The sequence below is a fragment of the Vogesella indigofera genome, assembly GCF_003633895.1.
GTDB classification, from domain to species: Bacteria; Pseudomonadota; Gammaproteobacteria; order Burkholderiales; family Chromobacteriaceae; genus Vogesella; species Vogesella indigofera.
Genome location: NZ_RBID01000011.1, coordinates 470,057 through 484,038 on the forward strand (window position 1 = coordinate 470,057; position 13,982 = coordinate 484,038).

Consider the following 13,982-nt stretch of genomic DNA (forward strand, 5'->3'; position numbering starts at 1 on the left):
TTGCCGGATCCATATCAGTCCTTCAGCACCACGACCAGCACCACCAGCCCCACCGCGACAAAGATGCCTGGCACGATGAAACGCGACAGGCCGGTATCGACGGTGCCGGCACCGAACAAGCTGCCGTCCTCGGCCTGCAGCATCATCTGCCGCTCGGCCAGCCGTGTCGGTGCGTTGTACTCGGCGTCGATACGGGACTTGGCGTAGAAGCTAAGAAGGTCCTGCGCCACGCCGCCCCAGCCGTCAAACAGGCCGCCGCCACCGCTTACGCCTTGTTCCATGGTCTTTGTCCCCGCCAGCGCGTTGATGTGAGCGTCGAAGTATTCATCCATGCAGCCCCCTTACAGGTTGCCGATGGCGTCAACGCATTCGACGTAGAGGTACATCTGGCCGGCGCTGGACAGCAGCAATTCCAACAGCAGGTTGCGCACGGCGGCGCCGCGCGTGTCGAGCATGTTGGATTGGTTGCCTTCGACGATGAAATCCAGCGTGTAGATGCTGGCCTGTGGCACGCGCTCGTATTCGCCCTGGCGGAAGCGGTTCAGATCGTCCGGCGATTCGAACACCACGAGGCCGTTTTGCTTCAGCGTGGCTTCGCTGACGATGTTGGCGCCGCCCGGGCCGATCACATGGATGCGCTTGATCAGGGTGCCGTTGGTGCCCTTCGGCAGCGAGTCGATCACGAACTTGCCGGCGGTGGCCGCCGACACCGGATACTGCTGCAGCTTGGCGCAGATGAACTCGACGCCACGATCAACGCTGCCGGCTTGCGAATCGTCCAGCTCCGCCCACGCTTCCAGCACCGGCGCGGTGGCGCCGCCGATCTTCACTTCCAGCGTGAAGGAGTTGATTTTGCTGGTATCCAGCGCACCCAGCATTTCGCCGTTGATGGTGCGGGCGCGGATTTCGGAGAAGTCGATGGTCAGGAACTTGGCATCGTCTTTGATGCCGCGGTATTTGTTCATCAGGTCGAGGTCGGAGCCGGTGGCCTGAATGATGGTTTTGCCCTGCACCTTCACCTTGATGTCCAGCAGGTGCGCCTTGGTGAAGCTGGTGCCGGTCAGGCGCAGGATGATGCGCTTGTACGCTGGGCCCGTCATCAGGTTAACGGTCGCGGTCACGTTGGCCGCGACGTTGGAGAACGGGTTGCACTTCTGGAGATACTTGGACATGTCGTGTTTCCTTAACGGTTGGCGTTCGGTGAGCGGTTAACCGCCGACAACGACTTTGCGAACCGGTGCAACGCGGAAGATCACGGCAACCAGAATGGCGACCGGAACGGCCAGAGTCAGAACCTGTTTGATGTTAGGCATGTGCGCCCCTTTCGTTATGTGTACGGGATGAGGCTTCATGGTTTCCTGTTGTCCAACGGGCGGCAATCCCCCCTTCCCCGTAACCGTTACGGGGATTTGGCCGAAAAAAAACCGCCCGAAGGCGGTTTGATGTGGTTTCATCACCACACATCCAATGACAAAGGCTAGTTTATGGACGCTGCAATATTGCTTCTGCAACTTATCTCACAGAATCCCCAGCTCATTCCCGATGCCGCTGAGCAGTACCGTTCACCTGGTCAAGTTCAAGTGGCCGAGCTAAACGGAAGCTTGGCCGACTTTGCTATGCAAAGCCTCACCTGCTACCACAAAACCGCGCGATTCCGTGGCGTTGACCTGCTCGGTCACCAGTGGAACCAGCAGTACAAATATGGCGCCGAGCAGTCCATCATCTTCAGGGTTTACTTTGAGGGCATGAGCGGCACGCCATACCAGATGATTGTTGCCGGCATGAAGAGCGGTAGCCGTGTCAGAACGGCGGTGATTCGTGAAAACACGGTTATCCCGTACAACCGGCACTGCGAATTGGAGCAGTGGACAGCAACGTAGCTTCACCCCTTTGTGATCACCCCCTCCCGCATGTCGCGGGCAATCCAGCTGTAACCGGTCAGCGCGGTGATGTCGGCCAGCGGCAGGTCGAGGAACTGCGCCAGATTGATCCGGTCGGGCTGGTAGTTGAGCCGGTGCGTGCGGACGTGAGTGGCGTTGCCCAGGAAGTGCTTATCGATGCTGGCCGGCCGCTGACTGGTGCCGTACACCATCAGGCCACGGTGGCGCCCCTGGGTGCTGATCTGCCGCCATGCACCGGGCGCGTGGCTGGGGCTGGTCACGTCCGATAGCTCCTCGGCGATGAACAGCACGTCGCCGGCAGCGAATACCAGCTGGCACAGCGCCGCGAACTTCTCTTTCAGCGCCTTCTCATCCATCGTCTTCGGCCGGTACGCCAGCTTCACCCGCTTGCCGCTACGCAGGCCGGCCAGCACATCGGCAAGCCGGCTGGTCGGTGTCGCCAGTTCGCCATACTCTTCGCGGGCGTCCCATATCACCAGCCGTTTCGGCTTCAGGCGCTTGACCTGGCTTTTGACGTAGTGGCTCTTGCCGCTGCCGGATGCGCCCATCACCGCCTCGATGTGCGCCTGATTGTCGCAGCCGGCGGTGGGCGGCTTCTGGCGCTCGATTTCCAACGATGCCCGGATACGCATCAGGCTACTTTCACATGCTGCCACGTCGGCAGTTTGGCCGCAGGGTCGTCAGCAGCTGGCGGCTGCTCGGTAACGGTTACGGGCGCGGCTGGCGCGGTAACGGGCTTGCGCTCGGCGTCCTGCCGTGCGGCGATGTCGGCTTTGATGCCGGCGTACACGCCAACGCCGAAGGTGGCGCAGGTCACCAGCGCGCCCAGCTCGGCGCCGTACTGCGTCAGCCAGCCACCGGCCTGCATCCCGTACTTGTCCAGCACCGCGCCGACGCTGGCCGCCACCTGCTGGCACTTGTCCGGCGATGCGGACTGTTCCAGCGACGGAAAGTAGACCTTGCCCATCGCCACGCCCACATCCAGCAGCATCGCCACGCACTGCGCGTTGCCCATGTCGGCCGGCGCCGGCGCTTGACCTGGCTGGAACTCCTCGCCGGCCTCGGCCGGCGGGTTCAGCGCGGCGTCCTGCTCGGCCACCAGCGCGTCCAGCTCGCGGTTGGCCAACTGCTCGTTGTTGTCCTGGGTGGTGTCGATTTTGTCTTTGGTGCTCATGCTGGGATTCCTGTCAGTTGCTCGAAAATGCTTTTCGGTTTCGGTGCGGCGGGTGCCGCCTCTGGTGCTGCCGGCACGGTGGTGGCGGGCGCCGCCGCCGGCCGCAGCTTGCGGCGCATTCCGTCCGCTTGCGCCTCGGTGCGGGTGAACAGCTGCAGCTTGCAGCCGTGGCGGCAGAACAGCAGCGGGCGGCCGGCCTTGTCCTCTTTCACGTCGGACGAGGTGCCGCACAGCGGGCAGTCCATCTGCCCTAGCAGGTCGCCTTTAGCCATGCACGCGCCCTTTCGATTGGGTTTCCAGCGCCTGCACCTTGTCCTGCAGCTGGCGGATGGCCTTGGTTTGCGCTTCCACCATGTCCGACACTTCCAGCAGGTGTTGCACGGTGAAGTCGATCATGGTCACCGCCTGCTTGGCGAAGTCCTTCGCCCGCTGTGGCGCGTTGATCATGGTCGACGATTCCAGCAGCAGCGCTGCCGCCTTGAGTTTTTCGAGTTCCTTCATGTGGTTTTATCCCCGCTATGCCTTGTTGATGCCAACCGGCGACGTGCTGCCGCCCCTTTACCAATGCCCAGCTGATGCGGCGCGCCATTGTGGCCGCGTCCTGCACCTGCTGGATGTACTGAGTCACTCCGCCCGCGTCATCAATGGCGCGGCGTGTTTCTGTCTTGCGCTGCACCGCCTCGCGATAGCGCGGCACCGCGTCTGCTTTCAGGTGCGCGGGCTGATCGTGCGCGCCCACCCACGACGGCAACTCGTCCTCGCCGCACCAGTCGGGGAAGAAGTTTTCTTCCAGCGCCTCGCGCACCTCTTCCGGCATGTTCAGCGGCTGTCCGCTGTTGATGCTGTCCAGCCATTCCAGCCACTCGGGCTTGAATTCCGGCTTGAATTCGGCGGTCTCGGCCGATTCCGTACAGTTATTGACAGGACTCCGAGGGCTTGCGGCTTCGCCGCTGCGCTGTAAAACCCACTCATGCACACGGCTGATGGCTACCGCGCCCGTTTCAAATTCCATGACGCCCTTTGTCACGTCCGGACGTGCTTCCCCGTAACGGTTACGGGCTTCGGCGTGCGCCACCTTCCACAGCGTCAGCGGTAAATCCGCCCGCTTCACCGTTGGCCCACCCATCAGGCGGATGAAGGTGTTCCAGTGGCCGGCATCCGCCGCCGCCACCGCATCGTCCAGCACGGAGGTCACCGGAGGCAGGCCGCGCAGCTCACGCCACAGCGCGGCGCCCAGCTTCTCCGCCTCGTCGACCTCGCCGGCCTGCCAGCGGCGCAGCTCACGCCAGATCATCACCGGCGCCCCGCCGATCTGCTGAAACTGGCGGCTACGCCACGTCGCCGCCCAGCCCTCAACGCGGCAAGCGGTTTCGCTGGCGTCGGTGCCTGGCACCGCCTCGTGGTCGTCGCCGACGCTATCGCCGGTGGTCTTCAGGCCATCGACGTTCTTGGAGATGTACTTGGAGATGTAGCCGACGGCGCTGCCCTCGCTCCAGTCGATGGCCTTCACTGTGAAGCGGTGCTTCTCTGCACCTGGCTCGTTGCCGTCCATCTTCATGGCGTGCTTGCGCATCACCGCACGCACGGTGTCAACGTGGCGCTGCTCCATGAACATCAGCATGTGCCAGTGCGGCGTACCGTCGTGGTGCGGCTCCACCACGCGGAAGCCATAAATCTTGATGTCCTTGCGGTGCAGCTCGGCACGAATGCGTGACCAGACGCCGCAAAGGTATTGCTGCGCCTCGCGCGGCTTGTTCTCGGGGTCGTACTTGGGATTCGGCTTGACGGCTTTTTCGCCGACCTTGATAAAGGCGTGGAATTTTGACGGGCAGGTCAGCGTGTAGAACTCGGCGGCGTGGCCGACGCCCTTGGCGATCAGCTCAAAGCCGACGATGCGTGTCATCAGCTCCGCCTTGCGGATGTCGGGGTTCGAGGTCGACACCGCCGACAGCTCTTCCAGCGTGTACTGCTGCCCCAGCTCGTTGACCGCCACCATCGACTGCAGCAGCGCCCTGTTGCGGCGCTTCTGTGCCGCGCGGCGGCGCATCGCGTCGTGGCTGCAGTACAGGCCGGCGCGCTTGTGAACGTGGCCGATGTCGATTGCCAGCGTCTCGCACGCCACCGCCAGACTGCGGCGCAGCTGGCGGCGCCACCAACCGGCGTCCGACATCCGCGCCCACTTGGCCGCGTCATCGTCACCGGCCGGCATCGGCGCACCGTTGGCGACGGCGAAGGCATTCAGCCACGCCAGATCGCGACCGCGGTATTGCTGCTGCTGGACAAAGCCGGACAGCTTGCCGGCCTTCTCGATCAGGTCGGCATCGGAGGCGGTCAGATCAACGCCAGCCGGCACGCCCTTCACCAGACGCAGCAGCCAAAGGTTGGCCGCGCGCAGTGCATCGCTGTCACCCTTGGCGCGGCGGCCGTAGGCGCGGCGCACGTCCTGTGCCATCCGGCGCGGCAGAATACCGATCTGCTCCTCTACCCACTTCGCCACCGGCAGCGAGGCGAGGCGGCGTTTTTCGTTCAGCGCGGCATCGATCATTTGGCACACCTAGCGGCCAGCTCAACCAGCCACGCGGCCAACGGCTCAGGCGTGTGCTCACGGGCTGCTCTGGACAGCAGTTCTACGCGCCCTTCCGGCAGGCCCAGCACAAACGGCAATGCCGGAATGTCCTTTGGCTCACAGCCGACGATGTATAGCCATGTCGCTTTTGGTGCTCTGTGGCCGAAATGGCCTTGATAAATCGGCAGCGTCCATCCGCCGTACTGGTCACGAACGCCAGGTGCCGGAAGTGTTGCCGCACCCCATAGTGTCGAGTTGGCCGGATGTTCCAGCACGCCGCCATGCTTGCGAACCTGTGCTACGGCAAAAAGTGCCAGCGCCTTTTCGTCATCGCGAGGCTTGGCGAACTGGCGCAGCCGTCCCCATGCACGGCAAGGCGGGTGTGCCACCACGGGCCGGCCGCCACTCCATGTGCGTGCGTCCCGCTTGATGTCGTACACATCACAGCCCCGCATCTGCTTGTAGACGGAGTCTTCGCGGGCAAAAAGCACGGCAACACCACTCACGCCGCCACCCTCCGCCCTGCCGGCGCCTTCGCCCCGTTGTGCAGACGTGCCGCCGCCACCCCGCTGTCAAACAGGCGGTTTTCCAGCTCCGCCCACAGCTGGCCGCACTGTGGCAGGAACAGGCTGACGGGCAGCTCGTGGCCGACCGCCAGCACGTTAATGCGCTGCTCCAGCTGGCCGATCATGCGCACGCCCTCCTGAATCTGGGCGATAGCGTCCAGCTGGGCGGGCGACAGCACCTGGGCGGTGAGTGATTCAACGGATACGAGATCAGGCAGGCGGCGCGATGGTGCCGGCTGTGACATGGCGAACTTCTCGGCCAGTGCGGACACTTTTGCGAGGAATTCCAGGCGGTGGTCTGTGGACATGGTGCGAACCTTCAGCAGTCTAGGAACGCAAACCGTTGGGCGATGTCAGACGCTTAGGACAAGGCGCGGCGCTGGTTTGCGACGCAATGTTAGCGTTCAGCTATATCGAACGTCCGAGCCTGAAACACCTTCCGTAGTTGCCAAACCCTTGCTATACATCCGCCTAACGAAAACCGGAGATTTTTGAAATGCTCACTTCCACCGACTGGATTTCTTACTTGAAATCATGCACTTCCATTAAGTCAGATTACGGGGTGGCAAAGCTTTTGCAGGTAAACCGCAGCACAATGTCAAGTTTGGTCAACCGGAAAAGTTTTCTAGGCATAAAAAGCACTAAGCGGATAGCTGATCAGCTCAATATTGACCCCGAATACATCTATATTTGCGCACAGTTTGAACGCTCGAAATCAGAGGACGAGCGCAAGCTATGGCTTGACCTTTACGAGAAGATCGGCGGGCTGCAACTTGATGAAAAGATTAGGAAAAAGCTAGATTTGGCCGTTATGTCACACGACTAATTGACGTGTCATTTATGCGGCTTATTTGACCATAATAATAAACATTATGCGACACGAACGGCTAAACCCCTTGGGGGGATTTCTCGGTATTTACCGGGCTAAACGCCATCGTCGTGATCACCAGACCGGCTACGGCCAATTGGCCGATCTTTTTGCAAAAATCCTGCCAAAATTCCCGTCTGGCTTGGGTTTTCTCGCTTTCCATGGCTGCTGCAATCAATTCTGTTCGACACATTTATTGCCAGAACAACAACGATGTGAGCACGTCCTAAAAGAAAAATTCGTTTACACAAAAATCCAGATCGTGTGGACTCGATTTGCCTGTGCAGAGGCTTGCCAAGATCAAAAAACCAGTCGATTTGAGCCACACGTTGAGCCGCACGCCGAATGTCGTGTCGGAGCTATTGTTGTGGTTCGTAGCTGTAGCTGCGGCTTGCAATCCCGTGCTCGTACCTGAATGCCTAAACGCCGGCCAAAAAAAGAACCTCCAGCATCAGTCACCGATGGCAGGAGGTTTTGGAAGCACGGATTTGGTCTCCGTTACGCTTCAGATGAGGAACGCCATTCCATATCAGAAAGCATGATTAATGATAAGGCTACCATCGGGGTAATGACTATTCGTAAAAATACCTAGTGCTCAGCGGGCGGCGTTTAGTCTGGCTTTTAGCTGTTCCGGTTGGCGTATTGACCTGATTTCATTGAAGAAATCGCCGGCTTCGATATAGGTGCGTTTCAGCTGGTTAAGCCATTGCTTGACCCTGCTGACGGCGTAGCTGCTATCGCCGGCACGCAGCTGACATTGCATGAACAGGTTGTCGACATGCGCCAGCACCTCCGCCCATGGTTCTGGCGGTAGCTGGCTGCCAGTTTGCTGCAGGTGCTTGATGCGCTTGGCAAAATCGGGAGCCGCAATCAGGCCGCGGCCGATCATGATGGTTTCGCACTGGCTGACTGCGCGGATGTTGCAGTAATCCTCCAGGGTCCAGACTTCGCCATTGGCAATCAGCGGAATGTCGATCACGTCCTTGATTCTGGCAAACCATTCCCAGTGGGCCGGCGGTTTGTAGCCTTCTACCTTGGTGCGGGCATGGACGGTCAGCTCCGCGGCGCCGGCGGCGTTGATGGCACGGGCGCAATCCAGCGTCAGGCTGGTATCTTCATAACCTAGCCGCATTTTTGCGGTGACCGGGATGTCGGCAGGTACCGCCGCGCGGACGGCGGCAACGATCTCGTAGAGCGTTTGCGGTTCTTTGAGCAACACGGCGCCGCCGCGATGGCGGTTAACGGTCGGCGCCGGACAGCCAAAATTCAGGTCGATGACCGGCGCGCCCAGTTCCGCCGCCCTTGCCGCGTTATCGGCCAGGCAGGCCGGATCGGAGCCGAGCAGTTGCAACCGCACCGGTGTGCCGGCGCGCGTCTTTGACTGCTGCAGCAGTTCGGGGGCCAGACGATGAAAAGTCTTTACCGGCAGCAAGGAGTTGGTGACGCGAATGAATTCGGTAACACACCAGTCGATGCCGCCAATCTCGGTCAGTACATCCCGCATCACGTCATCTACAAGCCCTTCCATCGGGGCCAATACGATCTTCATACTATTTTCACCAGAACTGAGAAAGCTCCGCCTTGCGGCCAACTATTGACTTTTAAACGGGGCGTGGTAAACCTTGGCGCCTTTGCATTGAAGGCAAGCCATTCATCATGAGCAAGACCGCGATAATTATTGATACCGATCCTGGCCAGGATGATGCGGTCGCTATTTTGACAGCTTTAGGCTCGGCCCAGCTCGAAGTTGTCGGAATTTCGGTGGTGGCAGGTAATGTGCCGCTGGAGTTGACGGCAAAAAATGCCCGCATCATCTGCGAGTGGGCCGGCCGGCCGGAGGTACCGGTCTATGCCGGCTGCGAGCGCCCTCTTCTGCGCCCGCTGGTCACCGCCGAACACGTGCATGGCAAGACCGGGCTGGACGGCGTGCCGCTGCATGAGCCGGCCATGCCGTTGCAGCAAGAGCACGCCGTCGATTTCATCATCCGCACCCTGCGTGAGCGCGAGGCCGGCAGCGTCACGCTGTGCATGCTGGGGCCATTGACCAACCTGGCGATGGCGATCGTGCGGGCGCCGGACATCGTTGGCCGCATCCGGGAAATCGTGCTGATGGGTGGTGCCTACTTTGAAGGCGGCAACATCACGCCGTCGGCGGAATTCAATATCTATGTCGATCCGGACGCGGCGGCCACGGTGCTGGCTTGCGGTGCCGCCATTACCATGCTGCCGCTGGATGTCACGCACAAGGCGACGGCGTCGCCGGCGCGCATCGGCTTGCTGCGCGCCCTGCCCAACCGCGCCGGCAATCTGGCGGCCGACATCATGACCACGCTGGAGCGCTTCGACGTGCAGCGTTACGGCGCCAACGGCGCGCCGCTGCACGATCCGACCGTGATTGCCTATGTACTGCAACCAGGGCTGTTCTCCGGACGCAAGGTGTATGTGGCGGTGGAGCAAAACAGCGAGCTGACGCTGGGCGCGACGCCGGTGGACTGGTGGGGGGTCACCGGGAAAACGGCAAATGTAAATTACCTTACAACTGTTGATAGTGATGGCTTTTTCCGCTTGCTGGCAGATAATTTATCTACACTCCCCTGAAACGACAACACGGGTCATGCCGGAATGAGGGCTATATCATGTTGAACAAGGCAACATTCGCCGGTGGCTGCTTCTGGTGCACCGAGGCGGTTTTCCGCCAGGTGCCGGGCGTCAAGTCGGTGACGCCGGGTTATACCGGTGGAGCGGTCGCCAATCCCGGCTACGAGCAGGTGTGCAGTGGCCGCACCGGCCATGCCGAGGCGATCGAAATCGAGTTTGATGACGAAGTCGTCAGCTATGAAAACCTGCTGCGGCTTTTTTTCGCCACCCACGACCCGACAACGCCGAACCGGCAAGGCCACGATGTCGGCACACAATACCGCTCGGCGGTGTTCTGGCACTTTCCGGAGCAGGAAGCCGCGCTGGCGCGCATCATGGACGAGCTGCGGCCAACCTTGCCGCCCGGCGCGCAAATCGTGACGCAGTCGCAACCGGCCGCCACCTTTTACCCTGCCGAAACCGAGCATCACCGTTATTATGAGCTGAATCCTTATGCGCCCTATTGCCGCGCCGTCGTTGCCGGCAAGGTGATGAAGGGCGAACAGGTGCTGGACACGCTGCAACAGCGCGGCCTGGCCGATTAGCCATTGAAAGTCCGGACTTGATCACAACAAAAACGTTTTTGCAGGCGGTACGACAACACGGGGGGGCGAAGTGGCTGTTCTGGGCGCTTTGCCTGCTGTTGTGCTACGCACTGGCGGCACAGCTGGCCGGCTATCGCCAGCAAACATTTGATCAGGCCCTGCAACTGAACCAGACGCTGCTGCGTCGGCAGCTGGATTACACCGCCCTACTGCTGCAGCAGCTGACACCGACGGACGCTGCCGGCCCGCAAGCCCTCAACGCGGAACTGCCCGCTTTCGTGGTGGCCGCCGGCTTCCAGCACAAGATTGATACCGGCAGTCGCGATGCCTTCGAAGTGCAGCAGAGCTATCGTCGCCGCGCGCTGTTCCTGATCCGCGAGTATCGCGACCAGAGCAGCGACACCTGGACGGAAAGCAGCGCCTGGTTCCCTGCCCCCGCACGCAGCCACTATATTCCGCTGACCAACCTGTCTCCGGATCGTCCCGGCGGCCGTCTTGAATACCTGCAAGGACTGGATCTGGCCGCCGACCGCTTTTTCGCGGCCGCGATCAAGACCGCCATCAGCAGTGGCGAAATACAGGCCAGCAAACCGTTTACCTATCGCGACGGCGCGCCGGGACTGGCCTTCGTCAGGGCCGCCTACACCGGCGGTGTGCTGCCGGATACCACGGCGGAACGGCTGAGCCAGGTGAGCGGCGTGGCGGTGGTCTTTGTCGACCTCCGCCAGCTGCTGCCACTGCCGGAAAACAGCCCGCTGCAGTTGTCGATCAGTGCCGCGCCGGACATGCCGCAACTGGCCAGCGTGCCCGCGGCGGGCGTACCGTTCTCGGCACTGCAAACGCTGCGACAAACCCTGCTGGTGCCGGATCCGGCGCTGCCCTATGTGCTGCAGCTGAGCCTGCCGGCTGCGGGATGGTTGCCCTGGTTGCTGTTTGGCGGCGCCTTGCTGGGTAGCGGCATGCTGTCCCGCCGGCTGTTCCGTTCCCCTGCCCCTGCGGGGGAACCGGCCTTGCCGCCTGTTGCCGCGCCGCAGCCGCTGGCCGCGCTGGAACATATCGCGTTGCAGGCGATGGACGAAGCCGTGCTGCTGCTGTCGGCGCGCAACCAGGTGCTGTACGCCAATGCCCGCGCCATGGCGCTGACCGGCGATGCCGCCTTGCAGGGCAAGTTGCTGGATGGCGTCGACTTCGGCATCTGCTATCCGCGCAACCAGCGTCGCGTCCATGTGTTGCCGCGGCTGATCGAGAAAAAAGTGCGGGCGATGCTGCCGCCGGGCAGCATCCTGATCGACGCCCACGGCCAGGAGTGCGAGATCGAGGGCGAGTTCATTCCGCTGAACGATGCGGCCAACGTTGCGGTGCGCTACCTGCTCAGCTTTCGCCATGTCGGCAAGCTGCGCCAGGACATGGTCGCCGCGCTGAAAGCCAGCGAGATGCAGCTGAAGAAGCATCAGGACGAGCTGGCACGTGTCGCCCGCATCAATACGCTGGGCGAAATGTCGTCCGGCGTGGCGCACGAAATCAACCAGCCGCTGTCGGCGATCATGAGTTACAACGAAGCCTGTCTGGCGATGATGGACGACGCCAATCCGGACCCGGTATTGCTGCGCATTTCGCTGGTCTCCTCGGTGCGTCAGGCCAATCGTGCCGGCCAGATCATCCGCCGCCTGCGCGAGCTGGCCAGCCGCAAGCAGCCGGAAGTGGCGCCGCTGAACATCAACGACGCGTTGCGCAGCGCGCTGGACCTGACCAAGAACGAGCTGGCCGCGCGCGAGGTGATCGTCACCACCGATCTGGCGGAAGGCTTGCCGCAGGTGATGGCGGACAGCATCCAGCTGGAACAGGTGATCATCAACCTGATCAAGAATGCCGTCGATGCCATGACCGAGAAAAACCGCAGCGACGAACCGATGCGGATCTTTGCCTATAGCGAACGCCGCGGCCGCCACATCCGGCTGGGAATCCGTGACAACGGCACCGGCATACCGGAAAATATCCTGCCGCACGTATTTGACCCGTTTTACAGTTCAAAGAGCGAGGGCATGGGACTGGGACTGACCATCAGCCAGACCATTATCGAAAGCATCGGTGGCCGCCTGGCCGCCCGCAATCTGGAGACCGGCGGCGCGGAGTTTTCGCTGACCGTGCCGGTACTCAAAAACAGCCATCCCGACGCAAAAGAGGAGCAGCAATAATGGCATCGATGACACCGTCCGTGTACGTGGTTGATGACGATCCGGGGGTGCGCGACGCGCTCGCCATCCTCATCGGCACCCAGGGCTTGCACGTGCTGACCTTCGACAGCGCCACGTCCTTCTTGCAGGCCTACGCGCCGGGCGATATCGGCTGTCTGGTGCTGGATATCCGCATGCCGGACATCAATGGCCTCGCGCTGCAGGACATCCTCAGCATCAAGGAAAACAAGCTGCCGATCATCTTCATTACCGGCCACGGCGACCTGGAACAATGCACCCGCGCCTTCCGTGGCGGGGCGGTCGATTTCATCACCAAGCCGATCGACCGCAACCGGCTGCTGGAAAGCCTGCGCAAGGCGATCCGCAACAGCATCCAGCTGCAGCAGCACGAGGCAGAAACCGCCGAGGTCAAGCAGCAGCTGGAAAAAGTCACCGAGCGCGAAATGGTGATCCTGCGGCTGGTGGCCGACGGCCTGTCCAGCAAGGAAATCGCCAAGGAACTGGACGTCTCGCCGCGCACCATCGAGGCGCACCGCGCCAACCTGTTCAACAAGCTGGGCGTCAATTCGCTGGCGGAGTTGATCCGCTTCTACCTGAAAGCCTTGCCGATTACCGGCAACGAAAGCATCACGCATCCATCATGACCAAGAACCTGTTCAGTGTGATCGGCCTGGTTGCCCGACACAGCAAACCGCACATCATCGAATCGCTGCTCACCCTGGCTGCGCACCTGACCCAGCGCGGCGTGCGGGTGCTGATCGACGCGGAAAGCATGCCGCCGGCGGACGACAACACGCCGGCCTACCCTGCGGTCGAACGCGATGACCTGGGCAAGCTTGCCGATCTGGTGATCGTGCTCGGCGGTGATGGCACCATGCTGTCGATCGCTCGCGTGCTGGCCGCCTACCGCGTGCCGCTGGTCGGCATCAACCAGGGGCGGCTCGGCTTCATGACCGACATTCCGCTACATGAAATGCTGGCCGCCATCGACCAGATCCTGGAAGGCCAGTTCGTGCCGGAAGAGCGCATCCTGCTGCAGGCGTCGGTGATCCGCGAAGAGGCGGAGATCACCAGCGCGCTGGCGCTCAACGACGTGGTGATCAGCCGCGGCGCCCTCGGCTCGATGATCGAGTTTGAAGTGTTCGTCGACAACCAGTTTGTCTACAGCCAGCGCTCCGACGGCCTGATCATCAGCACCCCGACCGGCTCCACCGCCTACTCGCTGGCCTCCGGCGGGCCGATTTTGCATCCGACCCTGCGTGCGATGGCGCTGGTGCCGATCTGCCCGCAGTCGCTGAGCAACCGGCCGATCGCGGTCAGCGACAACTGCGAGGTGGCCTTCATGCTCACGCGCGGGCTGGACACGCGCGTGCACTTTGATGGCCAGTCGCACTGCGACCTGATGGAAATGGACCGGGTCATCGTGCGCAGCTACCGTAACACGCTGAAAATCCTGCACCCGATTGGCTACAACTACTACGACATGCTGCGCCACAAGCTTCACTGGGGCGAGCGTCTGCTCTGAGAAAT

At 61.7% G+C, this 13,982-nt stretch carries 17 protein-coding genes; 7 read left to right on the top strand and 10 right to left on the bottom strand.

Annotation, left to right across the window (positions count from 1 at the left end; genetic code table 11):
• Positions 1-14: 14 nt before the first annotated feature.
• Genes C8E02_RS04495 through C8E02_RS04505 form a run of 3 tightly spaced genes read right to left on the bottom strand, consistent with a single transcriptional unit; the run spans position 15 to position 1,454 of the window.
• Positions 15-332 (bottom strand): hypothetical protein, encoded by a 318-nt coding sequence (locus C8E02_RS04495; RefSeq protein ID WP_120809811.1) that lies wholly within the window; start codon positions 330-332, stop codon positions 15-17.
• Positions 333-341: 9 nt separating this feature from the next.
• Positions 342-1,172 carry a major capsid protein P2 gene (locus C8E02_RS04500; protein WP_120809812.1) on the bottom strand — a complete coding sequence of 277 codons (831 nt, stop codon included), beginning with the start codon at positions 1,170-1,172 and terminating at the stop codon, positions 342-344.
• A 36-nt stretch (positions 1,173-1,208) separates the two neighbouring features.
• Positions 1,209-1,454: a hypothetical protein gene (locus C8E02_RS04505; protein ID WP_120809813.1), complete on the bottom strand. Its 246-nt coding sequence runs from the start codon at positions 1,452-1,454 to the stop codon at positions 1,209-1,211.
• 30 nt (positions 1,455-1,484) lie between these two features.
• Here C8E02_RS04505 and C8E02_RS04510 point away from each other — a divergent pair, with 30 nt between their 5' ends.
• Positions 1,485-1,880, top strand: a complete 396-nt coding sequence (locus tag C8E02_RS04510) for a hypothetical protein (protein WP_120809814.1) — start codon at positions 1,485-1,487, stop codon at positions 1,878-1,880.
• Between the two features lie 2 nt (positions 1,881-1,882).
• Here the strand turns inward: C8E02_RS04510 and C8E02_RS04515 are convergent, their stop codons facing one another.
• From C8E02_RS04515 to C8E02_RS04540, 6 genes are read right to left on the bottom strand one after another with little or no spacing between them, the layout of a single operon-like run.
• The gene (locus C8E02_RS04515) at positions 1,883-2,533 is read right to left on the bottom strand and encodes a hypothetical protein (protein WP_147424435.1); all 651 of its coding nucleotides are present in this window, start codon (positions 2,531-2,533) and stop codon (positions 1,883-1,885) included.
• Entirely contained in the window at positions 2,533-3,075 is a 543-nt protein-coding gene (locus C8E02_RS04520; RefSeq protein ID WP_120809816.1) for a hypothetical protein, read from the bottom strand. The genes C8E02_RS04515 and C8E02_RS04520 overlap by 1 nt, the downstream gene beginning before the upstream one ends.
• Positions 3,072-3,347 (bottom strand): hypothetical protein, encoded by a 276-nt coding sequence (locus C8E02_RS04525; RefSeq protein ID WP_147424436.1) that lies wholly within the window; start codon positions 3,345-3,347, stop codon positions 3,072-3,074. The genes C8E02_RS04520 and C8E02_RS04525 overlap by 4 nt, the downstream gene beginning before the upstream one ends.
• Entirely contained in the window at positions 3,326-5,620 is a 2,295-nt protein-coding gene (locus C8E02_RS04530; protein ID WP_120809818.1) for a replication endonuclease, read from the bottom strand. The genes C8E02_RS04525 and C8E02_RS04530 overlap by 22 nt, the downstream gene beginning before the upstream one ends.
• Entirely contained in the window at positions 5,617-6,147 is a 531-nt protein-coding gene (locus tag C8E02_RS04535) for a hypothetical protein (RefSeq protein ID WP_211329154.1), read from the bottom strand. Before C8E02_RS04535 ends, C8E02_RS04530 begins: the two co-directional genes overlap by 4 nt.
• A complete protein-coding gene (locus tag C8E02_RS04540) occupies positions 6,144-6,515 on the bottom strand; it encodes a hypothetical protein (RefSeq protein WP_120809819.1) in 372 nt (123 codons plus the stop codon). The genes C8E02_RS04535 and C8E02_RS04540 overlap by 4 nt, the downstream gene beginning before the upstream one ends.
• Before the next feature lie 188 nt (positions 6,516-6,703).
• Between C8E02_RS04540 and C8E02_RS04545 the strand changes: the two genes are divergently transcribed.
• Positions 6,704-7,033 (top strand): hypothetical protein, encoded by a 330-nt coding sequence (locus C8E02_RS04545; RefSeq protein WP_120809820.1) that lies wholly within the window; start codon positions 6,704-6,706, stop codon positions 7,031-7,033.
• Positions 7,034-7,670: 637 nt separating this feature from the next.
• Here the strand turns inward: C8E02_RS04545 and C8E02_RS04550 are convergent.
• Positions 7,671-8,624, bottom strand: a complete 954-nt coding sequence (locus tag C8E02_RS04550) for a tRNA dihydrouridine synthase (protein ID WP_120809821.1) — start codon at positions 8,622-8,624, stop codon at positions 7,671-7,673.
• 107 nt (positions 8,625-8,731) lie between these two features.
• On the opposite strand from C8E02_RS04550, the gene C8E02_RS04555 reads away from it, so the two are divergent.
• From C8E02_RS04555 to C8E02_RS04575, 5 genes are read left to right on the top strand one after another with little or no spacing between them, the layout of a single operon-like run.
• Complete coding sequence (locus tag C8E02_RS04555; protein ID WP_120809822.1) at positions 8,732-9,673, top strand: nucleoside hydrolase; 942 nt, start codon at positions 8,732-8,734, stop codon at positions 9,671-9,673.
• A 38-nt stretch (positions 9,674-9,711) separates the two neighbouring features.
• Positions 9,712-10,257, top strand: a complete 546-nt coding sequence (gene msrA, locus C8E02_RS04560) for a peptide-methionine (S)-S-oxide reductase MsrA (protein ID WP_202902673.1) — start codon at positions 9,712-9,714, stop codon at positions 10,255-10,257.
• Between the two features lie 17 nt (positions 10,258-10,274).
• Positions 10,275-12,452: an ATP-binding protein gene (locus tag C8E02_RS04565; RefSeq protein ID WP_170152102.1), complete on the top strand. Its 2,178-nt coding sequence runs from the start codon at positions 10,275-10,277 to the stop codon at positions 12,450-12,452.
• Positions 12,452-13,096 (top strand): response regulator transcription factor, encoded by a 645-nt coding sequence (locus tag C8E02_RS04570; RefSeq protein WP_047965343.1) that lies wholly within the window; start codon positions 12,452-12,454, stop codon positions 13,094-13,096. Before C8E02_RS04565 ends, C8E02_RS04570 begins: the two co-directional genes overlap by 1 nt.
• The gene (locus C8E02_RS04575) at positions 13,093-13,977 is read left to right on the top strand and encodes an NAD kinase (RefSeq protein ID WP_120809824.1); all 885 of its coding nucleotides are present in this window, start codon (positions 13,093-13,095) and stop codon (positions 13,975-13,977) included. The genes C8E02_RS04570 and C8E02_RS04575 overlap by 4 nt, the downstream gene beginning before the upstream one ends.
• Positions 13,978-13,982 lie beyond the last annotated feature (5 nt).

Bases quoted from the DNA above. Each gene is read 5' to 3' on its own strand.
- C8E02_RS04575 (WP_120809824.1), top strand. From the start codon at position 13,093: ATGACCAAGAACCTGTTCAGTGTGATCGGCCTGGTTGCCCGACACAGC.
- C8E02_RS04515 (WP_147424435.1), bottom strand. From the start codon at position 2,533: ATGCGTATCCGGGCATCGTTGGAAATCGAGCGCCAGAAGCCGCCCACC.
- C8E02_RS04540 (WP_120809819.1), bottom strand. From the start codon at position 6,515: ATGTCCACAGACCACCGCCTGGAATTCCTCGCAAAAGTGTCCGCACTG.
- C8E02_RS04520 (WP_120809816.1), bottom strand. From the start codon at position 3,075: ATGAGCACCAAAGACAAAATCGACACCACCCAGGACAACAACGAGCAG.
- C8E02_RS04570 (WP_047965343.1), top strand. From the start codon at position 12,452: ATGGCATCGATGACACCGTCCGTGTACGTGGTTGATGACGATCCGGGG.
- msrA (WP_202902673.1), top strand. From the start codon at position 9,712: ATGTTGAACAAGGCAACATTCGCCGGTGGCTGCTTCTGGTGCACCGAG.
- C8E02_RS04510 (WP_120809814.1), top strand. From the start codon at position 1,485: ATGGACGCTGCAATATTGCTTCTGCAACTTATCTCACAGAATCCCCAG.
- C8E02_RS04550 (WP_120809821.1), bottom strand. From the start codon at position 8,624: ATGAAGATCGTATTGGCCCCGATGGAAGGGCTTGTAGATGACGTGATG.
- C8E02_RS04500 (WP_120809812.1), bottom strand. From the start codon at position 1,172: ATGTCCAAGTATCTCCAGAAGTGCAACCCGTTCTCCAACGTCGCGGCC.
- C8E02_RS04545 (WP_120809820.1), top strand. From the start codon at position 6,704: ATGCTCACTTCCACCGACTGGATTTCTTACTTGAAATCATGCACTTCC.
- C8E02_RS04525 (WP_147424436.1), bottom strand. From the start codon at position 3,347: ATGGCTAAAGGCGACCTGCTAGGGCAGATGGACTGCCCGCTGTGCGGC.
- C8E02_RS04505 (WP_120809813.1), bottom strand. From the start codon at position 1,454: ATGAAACCACATCAAACCGCCTTCGGGCGGTTTTTTTTCGGCCAAATC.
- C8E02_RS04495 (WP_120809811.1), bottom strand. From the start codon at position 332: ATGGATGAATACTTCGACGCTCACATCAACGCGCTGGCGGGGACAAAG.
- C8E02_RS04530 (WP_120809818.1), bottom strand. From the start codon at position 5,620: ATGATCGATGCCGCGCTGAACGAAAAACGCCGCCTCGCCTCGCTGCCG.
- C8E02_RS04555 (WP_120809822.1), top strand. From the start codon at position 8,732: ATGAGCAAGACCGCGATAATTATTGATACCGATCCTGGCCAGGATGAT.